The 12,102-nt window shown below is 52.7% G+C and carries 9 protein-coding genes; 2 read left to right on the forward strand and 7 right to left on the reverse strand.

The annotated features are described in order from the left end of the window. Positions 1 to 11: 11 nt before the first annotated feature. The 5 genes from ygjJ to ebgR form a co-directional block, all read right to left on the reverse strand. Positions 12 to 1,073 carry a protein YgjJ gene (ygjJ, locus tag JQ822_RS08555; RefSeq protein WP_213133117.1) on the reverse strand — a complete coding sequence of 354 codons (1,062 nt, stop codon included), beginning with the start codon at positions 1,071 to 1,073 and terminating at the stop codon, positions 12 to 14. Between the two features lie 83 nt (positions 1,074 to 1,156). Further along, positions 1,157 to 2,590 carry an amino acid permease gene (locus tag JQ822_RS08560; RefSeq protein WP_213133118.1) on the reverse strand — a complete coding sequence of 478 codons (1,434 nt, stop codon included), beginning with the start codon at positions 2,588 to 2,590 and terminating at the stop codon, positions 1,157 to 1,159. Between the two features lie 66 nt (positions 2,591 to 2,656). Then, the gene (locus JQ822_RS08565; protein WP_213133119.1) at positions 2,657 to 3,106 is read right to left on the reverse strand and encodes a beta-galactosidase subunit beta; all 450 of its coding nucleotides are present in this window, start codon (positions 3,104 to 3,106) and stop codon (positions 2,657 to 2,659) included. Beyond that, positions 3,103 to 6,195, reverse strand: a complete 3,093-nt coding sequence (ebgA, locus tag JQ822_RS08570) for a beta-galactosidase subunit alpha (RefSeq protein WP_213133120.1) — start codon at positions 6,193 to 6,195, stop codon at positions 3,103 to 3,105. The genes JQ822_RS08565 and ebgA overlap by 4 nt, the downstream gene beginning before the upstream one ends. 206 nt (positions 6,196 to 6,401) lie before the next feature. Further along, on the reverse strand, positions 6,402 to 7,385 hold the full coding sequence (gene ebgR, locus JQ822_RS08575) for a transcriptional regulator EbgR (protein ID WP_213133121.1): 984 nt from the start codon (positions 7,383 to 7,385) through the stop codon (positions 6,402 to 6,404). A 209-nt stretch (positions 7,386 to 7,594) separates the two neighbouring features. On the opposite strand from ebgR, the gene JQ822_RS08580 reads away from it, so the two are divergent. After that, positions 7,595 to 7,927 carry a tRNA-binding protein gene (locus tag JQ822_RS08580; RefSeq protein WP_213133122.1) on the forward strand — a complete coding sequence of 111 codons (333 nt, stop codon included), beginning with the start codon at positions 7,595 to 7,597 and terminating at the stop codon, positions 7,925 to 7,927. 73 nt (positions 7,928 to 8,000) lie between these two features. Here JQ822_RS08580 and ygjG read toward each other — a convergent pair whose 3' ends face one another. Beyond that, positions 8,001 to 9,380 (reverse strand): putrescine aminotransferase, encoded by a 1,380-nt coding sequence (gene ygjG, locus JQ822_RS08585; RefSeq protein ID WP_213133123.1) that lies wholly within the window; start codon positions 9,378 to 9,380, stop codon positions 8,001 to 8,003. Positions 9,381 to 9,810: 430 nt separating this feature from the next. Between ygjG and JQ822_RS08590 the strand changes: the two genes are divergently transcribed. Continuing rightward, entirely contained in the window at positions 9,811 to 11,331 is a 1,521-nt protein-coding gene (locus JQ822_RS08590; protein ID WP_213133124.1) for a methyl-accepting chemotaxis protein, read from the forward strand. 44 nt (positions 11,332 to 11,375) lie between these two features. On the opposite strand, the gene JQ822_RS08595 is transcribed toward JQ822_RS08590, so the two are convergent. Continuing rightward, positions 11,376 to 11,993 (reverse strand): PadR family transcriptional regulator, encoded by a 618-nt coding sequence (locus JQ822_RS08595; RefSeq protein ID WP_213133125.1) that lies wholly within the window; start codon positions 11,991 to 11,993, stop codon positions 11,376 to 11,378. Positions 11,994 to 12,102: the final 109 nt, after the last annotated feature.

Consider the following 12,102-nt stretch of genomic DNA (forward strand, 5'->3'; position numbering starts at 1 on the left):
TCCGGTCCTTGTTACCAATAGAAATATTGCATCAGGAAGATCTGATCGCTCGGGTCACCAGATGCATTTTGCATATAGAACCGGCTGTCGAAGGCGGTGGCGAAACGACCGCCGCCGTATTCATACCAGATACCGAACTGCATAAAGGAGGTGGTTTCATCCTCGGCATGGTCCGGTCGATGCCTGGCATAGCTGTAGGCGGTGGAGAGATAGACGCCTTTTAGCGCTTCGTACATGGCGCTGACCATATAGCCGGTCTCCGTACCCAGTACATCCAGCCCGTCGGCACGTCCGGTATGATGCCAGGCGCGAGCGGCAAAGTTAGGCGAAAGGAGGCCGGTCAGGAACAGCTGTCCGGTGCCGTCAGTGATTTCCAGGCCGTTCATCCAGGTCACACCTTCGGTCAGATCGTACTGGATGTAGCCATTCATCATGGCCGGATAGGTGTACTTATCGTCGTAGCGATCGTATTTACCAAAGTGCAGCCAGGCTTTGCTTTCGTCATGGTGTCCGGCGGGCGTGGCGGTGACGCTATAGCGCAGCGGACCGGTCAGGTTTTGTACCTTAATGGCGGTCATGATGTCGCGCGTGTTGGGGATGACGTAGCCCAGATCTGGCGTGAAGTCGCCCCACCATTGCAGGTCATCGAGCGATGAGTCCTGGCGCAGGCTGAGCATCAACTCTGTTCCGTCATCGGTACGGTAGCCACCGTAAAAACGGTTAATTCCGCCCTCAAACCCGCCCCAGCTATGGTCGGGAACCCAGGCGTTACCCTGGTGGTCTGCTTGTACGGTCCAGCCTTCACCGTAGATCAGACCAAACCATGCGCCATGCTTAATTTCCAGCCCACCTTCGATATAGGTACCGTCGCTGTATTTATGTTTATCCTGTCCTTCTAAATCCATATATCCACCCATCCCCAGTTCGCCATAAAAACGAAAGGAGGGAGAAGATATTGCGGGTGTTTTCGTGTCGTCGTGTTCTGCTGGACGGACTTCTTCTGCACCCAGAGAGGAGACACAGAAAAAGGGCAGGGCAATTATTGCCCTGCAACAGAGGCTAATGTTTTTCATGCTTTTATCCTAAGCCAAATAAAATACAATTTTTATTGTTATAGCCTTGGCGAATATTTTTTATTGTTGTTCTTTTATATGAATTAATTAATATTTGAAGCGGGCGCGGCTTCAATCTCTTGTTCTTCTTTGGTGAGCCCTTTGATGTATTTGCTGTATTTCCACCAGGCAAAGCCGAGGAAAATAACAATACCACCGACGTTATAGAAAATAATGGTGATGATGTTGCCGCCGGTAGGGAACGTTGAGGCGATAAACCCAACCGTGAAAAGCACTATCAGCATCGACACCACGATAATCCCGGTTCTTTGCGATCCCATACGGAAGTCGCGCGGTAAGTGGTCCAGTTTGGCGCGCAGATTCAAATAAGCCAGCATAATAAACAGCGGTGGCAGCATGGATGCCGCAGCGGTCATGTTAATGATGGTGTTCATTAAATCCTGCACGGTATTCGATCCGAGCGTCGGGATAATCATCAGCGGGATGACAATCAGAAACTGGATCCACGCCGCGCGGGTCGGAACGCCGTTTTCATTCAGTTCGACGGTTTTCTTGCCGAAAATACCTTCCGGGATTTCAGAGAAGAAGATTTTAACCGGCGTAGCGGTCCACATCAGCAGTGAACCGAACATCGCGGTAAAGGACACCAGACCGACAAAGCGGTTAACGACCAGCTCAGGCAAACCGAAGTATGCGGCCAGACCGTGGAACACCTGCACCGAGCCGCCGGTAAACTTCAGCTCTTTGCTGCTGACAAAGACGTTGATCAGCACTGAGGAGATTGAATACAACACGCCGATAAAAATCCCGGCGATAATAATCACTTTAACAAACGATTTCGAACCCCCCTTCACGTCGTTGACGTAAACTGCCACGGACTCCGCGCCGCCTGCGGCCATGAAGATCCAGGTGGTAATACCGAGGAACGCCCAGTTAAAATTCGGGATCATTGCATCAACGGTGATGGGGTCAGCAGGCTGCACGCCGCCAACCAGCGCGGTACCTGCCAGTAAAATATATGACAGCGTCAGCAATAGCATCAGCGTGGAGGTGACGGAGGTAATCGGCCCCAGCATTTTTGCGCCATTGGTCGAAACCCAGGTCGAGAAGGCAAACAGCACCATACTTAACACGGTGGTGGCGAACGGCGTCAGAATGTATTCGTAACCTAAAAATGCGTAGGAGGCATAGGCGATAACGCGCGGGAGTAGCGAGGTAAAAAAGAACAGGTTAACGAACCAGTAGGTGTAGGCGGTAATAAATGCCCAGCGCCCGCCCAGCGAGCTTTTTACCCATGCGTAAACACCGGCTTCGGAGTTTTTATTCAGCGAAACAAATTCGGCAATGATTAAGCAGAACGGAATAAAGTAGAAAATAGTGGCGAGGAAAAACATCGGTGCAGATGCCAGGCCAAGCTCAATATTATTGTTGATAACGTTGTTAAAACTATAAACAGCGGCAAAGGTCAGCGACAGTAAGCCGAACTTGCCGATGGTATTACGCTTGGTATCAGACATAGCACATCTCCGATTCCTGATTATTATAGGGTACTGGCGGCACAACATCGGTGCCGCCTGTGTTTTTTATTTATTATGAAAATAACCATCTTCGATGGTGACTTTGAGTACGACTTTCTTCACTGCGTTATTACAAATAAAGCGGTAGGCCTCGTGGTTATCGCAAATAACCAGTTGTCCTTCGTGTACTTCTACGGTGTTTCCACATCCCTTCAGGTACTCGCGATCGGTTTCATCGCGATAATATTCAACGACCTGTAAGTTATCTTTGGCGGCATACTCAATTTTTTGCTGCCCTTGCAGGTAATAATGCACCTCAAAATAACGACGATGACCGGTAAACAGCGCGTCGGTTGCGGAGTTGGTCTCCACGCGGTAAGTGAGCGAATCACCAATGGAGTGGGCGACGCCAGGCTGAATATTGTCGATATTTTCTATTGCCTCCACGCAGCGCTGCCACTTCCGACCTGAAGCGTAGAGTTGTCGGAACTGCTCTAAGTTATCGATGATCCTCATTTTGTATTCTCGCTGTGCAAATTCGTGGAAAAGAACTCCGTGCCAAAGGCGCGATTAGCGGTGGTCTGAACGGTGGTTTCGGTGCCAGAAACGGGCAGCAACGTAAAGCCATAGCTGAATTCCCGGAACCAGACGCGCCAGGAGTCGAGCACCTCGCTTCCCCAGGAGTTGGAACCTAAGCCCAGTAGCTGGTGGTCCAGGTTCAGGGTGATGTCATCGCTGCGCTGAAGCTCATTGCAGTGCTGGGCGGCAAAGAGATTTTCTGGCGTGTAGCGCCAGGCGCTCAGATTGACAGGGCGTTGCGGAACCACCAGCAGACCGTTGCCGTGGCGACTGGTCAGCGCGGCCCAGCGCACATCCTGGCGATTGCCGTTGTTTTGCGGGAAGGGGTAATTCTCGAACATCTCATCCACGGTGGAACGCCAGATGTCGATAATGTTGGCCTGCTGGCTGTCGGCATAGTTTTCACCCGGTCCGCGCCCGTAATACGCCACTTGCCCCAAATCACCGTTGATGCCCATCGTGAAGCCAATGCACGGAATGATGTGCGGGTACTCGCCATACGGCTGGCCGGAAAGTTCAACGTTTAGCTGGCCGTCGACCGTTACCCTCCAGCGGTAAGTGCAACGCATGCCGAAATCAAACACCGGCGGGGCGATGATCGTCTGGCTGGTGATGAGCACCGCATCGTCGGTGTGTTCGATGGCAAAATCGCGCAGATGCTCCTGCATAATCTGTAAATGATTCGGCTGCCAGAGACCTTCGAACTCCTGTTTGTGGTTATCAATCGTCGGCTTGAAGAAGTTGATCTTCGGCTCGCGGGTAATCAGCTCTTCGCCATTCACGGTCCAGTTGATCGGTTTACCGTTCAGTTTTGAGAACGTCAGCGCGAAGTTATAGCCGCGAACGGTGCAACTCTGGCGGCTGTCTTCCAGCGTCAGAGCGCACGCGTTTTGCAGACTGAATGGCACAGACGTTGAGGTTTTGGCCTTCAGCGGGAACTGGTAAGTCGCAATGTGGTGCCCGGCGTCGCTGTACGGCGTGCGGGAATCTTTGGTCACGATGACGTTGAGAAACGCTTCGCGCGTATCCAGTTCTGGTAATGTGCATTGCAGCAGCGCGTCGCTGTTGGGAGCGACGCCGCGCAGTTTAATCTGCTGGGTAGAGAGCGTTTCGCCTTCGGCGCGAATCTCAATATGCAAGGTGTAGTCGTCAAGCGTGGTAAACCACAGTTTGTTTTCTACCCGCAGCTCGCCGCGAGCAAGATCCTGTGCGCGCACTTTCACGGGCGCAATAACCTGCTTGTACTCTTTCAGGCCAGGTCCTGGCGTTTGATCGGGGTAAATCAGGCCATCAAGGCAGAAGTTGTAGTTATTTGGATAGTCGCCGTAGTCGCCGCCAAATTTGTACCAGACGTTGCCGTTATCATCTTTGGCCTGAATACCGTGATCGCACCACTCCCAGACATAGTGTCCCTGAATGCAGTCGTGTTGGTAAAAGACGTTTTGATATTCCGTCAGCCCGCCGGGGCCGTTGCCCATGGCGTGGGCGTACTCGCAGATGATGCGCGGTTTAGGATGCGGATATTCACCAAACTCATTCATCAGTGGCACGCGGGTATACATGGTGGAGATGATATCCACCACTTCGGCGTCGCGATCCTCTTCGTAATGCACCAGACGCGTATCATCCAGTGCTTTTGCCGCGTGATACATGGCGCGAATATTACAGCCGTACCCGGATTCATTGCCCAGCGACCAGATGACAATCGACGGGTGGTTTTTCTGCGCATGGATATGACGCACAATGCGCTCAACGTACACCGGCTCCCAGGTCGGATCGTCGGTGATGCGACTGATATCACCGACGTTGGCGAAACCATGCGATTCAACGTCGGTTTCGGCCATCACGAACAAACCGTAGATGTCGCACAGCTCATAGAAGCGCGGATCGTTCGGGTAATGGGCGGTACGCACGGAATTGATGTTGTGCTGCTTCATGAGCAGCAGATCTTTTTCGACACGATCCATTCCGACCGCACGACCTTTCAGATGATCGTTATCGTGGCGGTTAACGCCGTGCAGCATCACGTAGCGGTTGTTGATGTAAAACAGCCCGTCGCGGACCTTAATGTCGCGGAATCCGACGCGCTGTGGCACTACTTCAATGATGCTGCCGCTGGAATCTTTCAGCGTCATCACTAAATGATAAAGATATGGCGATTCGGCTGACCACTGCTGTGGCTCGCTGACTTTGAAATTAAACGTGGTGCGGGTGAGTTTATCCACCGTCAGGTTGTTAATCACGCCGCCATGCAGCGCCCGTTCACCGTCAAATAAGGTGTATTCCAGCGAAGTTAATACCGGCACACCGGCAAGATTTTCCAGCGCAATATTGCAGGAGAGGGTGGCATCGCGATAGTCATCATCAAAATCGGTGCGAACGGTAAAATCCTGAATATGGGTCGCCTGTTTGCCTACCAGATAAACGTCGCGGAAGATCCCCGCAGACCACCACATATCCTGGTCTTCAACGTAGGTGGAGTCTGCCCACTGCATAACGCGCACACACAGCAGGTTGTCGCCGGTCTGCACCATTGCGCTGATATCAAATTCGGCCGTCAGGCGGCTACCCTTGCTGAAACCAACGTAATGGCCGTTGACGTACACTTCGAAGTAGGTTTCAACACCGTCGAATTTAATCAGCGTCTGTTTTCCCTGCCAGCCTTCACTGAGGGTAAAAATTCGCTGATAAGCACCGGTCGGGTTGTCGGTTGGAACGTAGGGTACGTCAATCGGGAACGGGAAACCTTCGTCGGTATATTGCAGCTTGCCGTGTCCTTCCATCTGCCACATACCGGGAACGGTGATGCTGCCCCAGTCGCTCATATACTGCGACGTAAAGGCTTCCGGCACTTGTAGCGGATGCTCGAAGAACTGAAAATTCCACTGACCGCTCAGCAACTGAAAAAGGCTGCTGGTTTCACGGGCAAATGAACGTGCCTGCGCAACCGAGTCATAAGAGAAAAAGTATGCGCGTGGCGCCAGTCGATTTTCGTGGGTGAGCTGAATGTTTTCCCAGCGATTCATAAGGCCTCCCGGTGGAGAGAAATCGGAACCATTCAAAGTGATGGTGAGTAAGTAATTGCAGGTGATTTTAGTAAAAATTTTACTGAAATATAGCGGGTAAGATGATTTACTTTAACTGGATCACGAAAATAATCCGGGCAGGGAAGAATAAGGCAGGGCAATGCGCGCCCGGCTTCAGCAGAAACCGGGCGTGAAACAAGGGGATTTTAGCGGGTGGTGCCGCGCAGTTTCAGCTTGCTGGGAACGAAAACCAGCAGGGGCAGTGCGCGTCCGTCGCGGGCTTTTTCAAACAGCAGGTTAACGCCCTGGCTGCCCATCATTTCTGAATGGATGCGCACCGTGGAGAGCGGAGGGAAAGTGAACCGCGCAGTCGGAATATCATTGACGCTAATCAGCGAAATATCCTGCGGAATAGTCAGGCCGCGCTCGTGAATGGCGCGCAGAACGCCAATGGCTATCGAGTCTGAGGCCACAAACAGGGCGCTGGGATAATCGGCTTTCGCCAGCATTTTTTTGGCCAGCTCATAACCTGATGAACTGGAAAATCCGCCGCGATAGATATCGTGTTCCGAGACAACCTGCTGCAGGCGACCGTATTCGACAAACGCCGCTTCGCGGATGTCTGCTTTGCCCGGCTGGTCTTCACCGCCGATGAAGCCAATGCGGGTGACGCCCTGGGCGATAAAAAAGTCGATGCTCTCTTTGCTGATGCGGGCCAGATCGATATCGACGGCATCATAGTCGCTACCGGGTTCATGAAAATCGATAAAGCAGATGTTGTCTGTCAGCGCAGTCGCTGCGGCACGCTGGGCGGCAGAGGGCTTACCGACGATGAGAATGCCGGTAATGTTTTTGTTTTCTGGCAACCCGCTGTGCTCATAGCAGTTGGTGAGTTCGATCCCCAGTTTTTCGCACTGCGTTTCAATCCCGTGACGGATCGCGAGATAGTAAGGATCGTTGATTTCTAAATCCTGCTGGTAACTGTAGAGCGCCAGAATATGCTGGAGACCGACCGCACTGGCCTGGTTCTTGCGGGCGCTGCTGGTTTTGTACTCCAGCTTTTCCGCAATCTCCAGAATGCGATGTTTAGTCTCTTCTTTTACGTTCAGCGTCGGGTCATCGTTTAACACCCGGGACACTGTCGCCAGGGATACGCCAGCTTCGATTGCGATGTCTTTAAGTGTTGCCATGTTTACCTTTTCCCTGAGTGACCTCCGTATTGTAAATGAAGTGCTTATCTATTCACCTGTTTTCAGTAAAAAAAGTGCGCTTAATTGACGTGTCAGGGGTAAAACCCCGCTTTTAGAGTGTGATGTGTACAGCATTTTACGGCTTTTGAGAACAATGCCAGGAAAAGTCTTTGCTATCATTTAGTAAAATTTTACCAAAGGAGAGAAGAATGGACACCATCGCATTTACCGATTTCGCCCGGATGGAAATTCGCGTCGGCAAAATTACCCAGGTAAAGCGTCATGAAAATGCCGATAAGCTGTATATCGTTCAGGTCGACGTGGGGGAACGTACGCTGCAAACCGTGACCAGCCTGGTGCCTTATTACCGCGAAGACGAGCTGATGGGGAAAACGGTAGTGGTGCTGTGTAACCTGCAAAAAGCGAAAATGCGCGGCGAAACATCCGAGTGCATGCTGCTGTGCGCGGAAACTGAAGATGGCAGCGAAAGCGTGCTGCTGACGCCAGAACGCCTTATGCCTGCGGGCGTGCGGATTGTGTAAATTGCGCTGATGCCGGATGGCGGCTACGCCTTATCCGGCCTACGTTTGCTCACGCAGGCCGGACAGGCATCTGTCACACTTGCTCCACGCTCACCCGCAATGCGGCCAGCGCTTTGCGCGTTGAGCGTAATACCAGCTCACATTGCTCGATGGTTAACGTGAGTGGCGGTTCGATACGGATCGTCTTGGCGTTGTTCAACGTACCGGCGACCAGCACCCTCTGGCGGAACATCTCACTGGCAAAGTTGTAGCCTATCTCATTATCAACAAATTCGATCGCCATCAGCATGCCTTTACCGCGCACGTCCTGCACCAGATCCGGGTACTCCCGCGCCAGATGTCGGAAGCCGTCCAGCAACATATCGCCCTTTTGCTCTGCCTGAGCCGGTAAATTCTGCTCCAGCAGGACGTTGATCGTCGCCAGCGCAGCCGCACAGGAAAGCGGGTTGCCGCCAAAGGTGGTGGTGTGCAGGAAGGGGTTATCGAACAGCACGGAGAACACCTCTTCGGTGGCGATGGTCGCGCCAATCGGCATCACGCCGCCGCCCAGCGCTTTAGCCAGACACATTATGTCGGGCTGCACGTTTTCGTGCTCGCAGGCGAACATCTTGCCGGTACGCCCCATGCCGGTTTGCACTTCATCAAGGATCATCAGCGCACCAAACTCATCGCAGAGTTTGCGCACGGCGGTCAGATATCCCTGCGGCGGCAGGATCACGCCACCTTCACCCTGAATCGGTTCGAGGATCACGGCGGCCACATCGTCACCGGTCTTTTTACACTCGCTGAGTACGGTACGCATCGCGTCAATATCCCCGAACGGAACATGACGGAAGCCCGGCAGCAGCGGCATAAACGGCTTACGGAACGTGGATTTGGCCGTCGCGGACAGTGCGCCCAGGGATTTACCGTGGAAAGCGCCGCTGGTGGCAACAAAGGTAAATTTACCGCGTGGCGATTGATACGCCTTCGCCAGCTTCAGTGCTGCTTCAACCGACTCGGTCCCACTGTTGCAGAAGAAGCTGTATTTCAGCTTGCCGGGTGCCAGTGCGGCGAGGGTTTTTGCCAGCATGGCCCGCAATGGGTCAAGTAATTCCTGGCTGTGCAGAGGTTGTTTTGCGAGTTGATTCTGTACGGCGGAGACCACTACTGGATTACGGTGCCCCACGTTGAAAATTCCAAAACCGCCCAGGCAATCTACAAATTCCTGTCCCTGGGTGTCGACAAGCGTATTCAGGCTTCCCGCTTGCCACTCTACGGCTCCGTAATCCCCGCCGGCAGTTACAGATTTTCGATACTCTAAGAACCCCGGATTGACATGCTCTTTGAAGTATTCAATGACCTCTCGGTTAAGTGCTTTCATTTCCTCATGATCAAGCGTTCGCTTTTCGATGAGGTTCAGTGCGTGTGCGCTGCAGGCCAGGGCCGATGCGCTGGAAGGTAACCTGTTCAAAATATGCTCCCGGAGTTCGCGTATCACATGATACTGAATTAAGTATTGCAGGGATTACGCCATCCCGGCGCGCTTAACGAAAATCGGGATAAACACCAGGGGGGATTTCAATTGTGCAACATTTTATGTCAAAAGTTAACATTTGGCGGCATTTTGCCCAGGTCTGTCGTCTGAAAACAGTCCAGATCTACGACTTTTTGCTCCAAAAATAGGCAGAAGTTGCACTGTGACGGTGCGCTGAGTATAGCCCGGTTGAATAGTTACAATACGAAAGTATTTTAAATCAATGAATTAGAAAACGTACAGATTTTGAGGTTTAATCGCAAATTGCGATCTAAATCAAATTTAACAACTAAAGATAAAAAAATTATCGCCGAAATAACATGTGCCGAAAGAGTTAACAACCAGATAACCTGCACAGGACGCAACCATGTCTTCTGATCCCTACGTTAGCCAGCAAAATACCCCGCTGAATGATGATATCACCCTCATGTCGACCACCGATTTACAAAGCTACATCACCCACGCGAATGACACTTTCGTTCAGGTTAGCGGCTATCAACTGAGCGAGCTGCTCGGTAAGCCGCATAACCTGGTGCGTCACCCGGACATGCCAAAGGCGGCGTTTGCCGATATGTGGTACACCCTGCAACAGGGCGAACCGTGGAGCGGCATTGTAAAAAATCGCTGTAAAAACGGCGATCACTACTGGGTGAGGGCTAACGCGGTACCGATGGTGCGGGAAGGGCGGATGACCGGGTATATGTCGATTCGTACCCGGGCGACGCAGGAGGAGATTGCGGCGGTCGAGCCTTTGTATCAGGCGTTAAATGAGGGTCGTTGCAACAAACGCATCTACAAAGGGTTAGTGGTGCGTAAAGGCTGGCTGGGAAAACTCCCGGCGCTGCCGGTTCGCTGGCGGGTGCGCAGCGTGATGGCTGCGATGTTTGCCGTGCTGGCCGTTACGTTACATCTGATGGGGGCGCAATGGCCGCAGCTGTTGAGCGGTGCGCTGGTGATGCTGGCTGGAACGGCGATTTTCGAATGGCAAATTGTGCGCCCGATAGAAAACGTCGCCCGCCAGGCGCTGAAAGTGGCGACCGGCGAGCGCAACAGCGTGTCGCACCTTAATCGCAGCGATGAGCTGGGTCTGATGCTGCGATCGGTGGGGCAGTTGGGATTAATGTGCCGCTGGCTTATTCATGACGTTTCAAGCCAGGTTTCCTGCGTGCGTAACGACAGCGAAACGCTGGCAAAAGGCAGTGATGATTTAAACAAGCATACGCAGCAGACGGTTGAGAACGTGCAGGAAACGGTGACGACGATGAACCAGATGGCGGCGTCGGTAAAGCAAAACTCGGCGACGGCGTCTGCTGCTGATAAGCTCTCGATTGCCGCCAGCAGTGCGGCAACGCAGGGCGGCGAGGCGATGGAGACGGTGATCAAAACCATGGACGATATTGCCAACAGCACCCAGCGTATCGGCACCATCACCACGCTGATTAACGATATTGCTTTCCAGACCAATATTCTGGCATTGAATGCGGCGGTTGAAGCGGCGCGAGCGGGCGAACAGGGGAAAGGGTTTGCCGTTGTGGCGGGGGAGGTACGCCATCTTGCCAGCCGCAGCGCCAGTGCAGCCAATGACATTCGCAAACTGATTGATGCCAGCGCCGATAAGGTGCAATCCGGCTCCAGCCAGGTTCACGCCGCAGGGCGCACGATGGACGACATTGTGGCGCAGGTGCAGAACGTCACCCAGTTAATTGCCCAAATCAGCCATTCGACGCTGGAGCAGGCGGACGGGCTGACCAGTCTGACCCGTGCGGTGAATGAGCTGAGCAACATTACGCAGAAAAACGCTGAACTGGTTGAAGAGAGCGCCCAGATTTCAGCGATGGTGAAACATCGCGCCGGGCGTCTGGAAGATGCGGTGACGGTGCTGCATTAAGCGTCGGTTATCAGGCGGAACAACGGTTCCGCCTGCTGAGCAGATTAATCCAGTTGAGCGATATCCAGCGCTGCGCGATCGATAATACCGATGATTTTTTTGATCTGTGCATCGCTGATGTCACCGTGATTGACCCGCAGATCCAGCACCGCTTTGAAGTTTTCCAGCGCGCGTTTCATCTGCGGATTTTTACGTAACTCAAAGCCCACACAGCGGGCTTTTACACGTTCATGGATAAGCTCCAGATGTTCGCGGTTTTCCTCGAGCCACTGCTGGCCCTGCGCCGTGATCGTAATCTGTTTACGCCCGCCTTCCTCTTCGCTGATGACGATTAACTGCTGATCCTGTAAGAAATCCAGCGTCGGATAAATCACCCCCGGACTTGGCGTGTAGTTACCCTGAGTTAACGTTTCAATGGCTTTAATCAGCTCATAGCCGTGGCTGGCGTCGCGGGTCAAAATATCCAGAATCACCAGACGTAATTCGCCGTGACCGAAAAATCGCTGACGACGGCCGCCGCCGCCCCGACCATGTCGATGCCCGCAGCCGTGCTCGTGGTGATGCTCCTTGTTGCAGCCTTCGTGGTGATGTCCTTCCCCGTTGCAGCAGCCTTCGTGTTGGCGCTCTGTATTCTTACAGCAACCGTCATGTTGGTTTTGCATAGTTGTCTCCTGAGGTTGTTTAGATATATCTAATTTATATCTAATTATTATGCTTTTGCAAGTCTACGATTTTTAAAGTTTTTAATTCATTGATTTTAATGTTTATTTT

The sequence above is a fragment of the Citrobacter sp. FP75 genome, from assembly GCF_018342065.1.
GTDB lineage: Bacteria > Pseudomonadota > Gammaproteobacteria > Enterobacterales > Enterobacteriaceae > Citrobacter.

Bases quoted from the DNA above. Each gene is read 5' to 3' on its own strand.
- JQ822_RS08595 (WP_213133125.1), bottom strand. From the start codon at position 11,993: ATGCAAAACCAACATGACGGTTGCTGTAAGAATACAGAGCGCCAACAC.
- JQ822_RS08590 (WP_213133124.1), top strand. From the start codon at position 9,811: ATGTCTTCTGATCCCTACGTTAGCCAGCAAAATACCCCGCTGAATGAT.
- JQ822_RS08565 (WP_213133119.1), bottom strand. From the start codon at position 3,106: ATGAGGATCATCGATAACTTAGAGCAGTTCCGACAACTCTACGCTTCA.
- JQ822_RS08580 (WP_213133122.1), top strand. From the start codon at position 7,595: ATGGACACCATCGCATTTACCGATTTCGCCCGGATGGAAATTCGCGTC.
- JQ822_RS08560 (WP_213133118.1), bottom strand. From the start codon at position 2,590: ATGTCTGATACCAAGCGTAATACCATCGGCAAGTTCGGCTTACTGTCG.
- ebgR (WP_213133121.1), bottom strand. From the start codon at position 7,385: ATGGCAACACTTAAAGACATCGCAATCGAAGCTGGCGTATCCCTGGCG.
- ebgA (WP_213133120.1), bottom strand. From the start codon at position 6,195: ATGAATCGCTGGGAAAACATTCAGCTCACCCACGAAAATCGACTGGCG.
- ygjJ (WP_213133117.1), bottom strand. From the start codon at position 1,073: ATGAAAAACATTAGCCTCTGTTGCAGGGCAATAATTGCCCTGCCCTTT.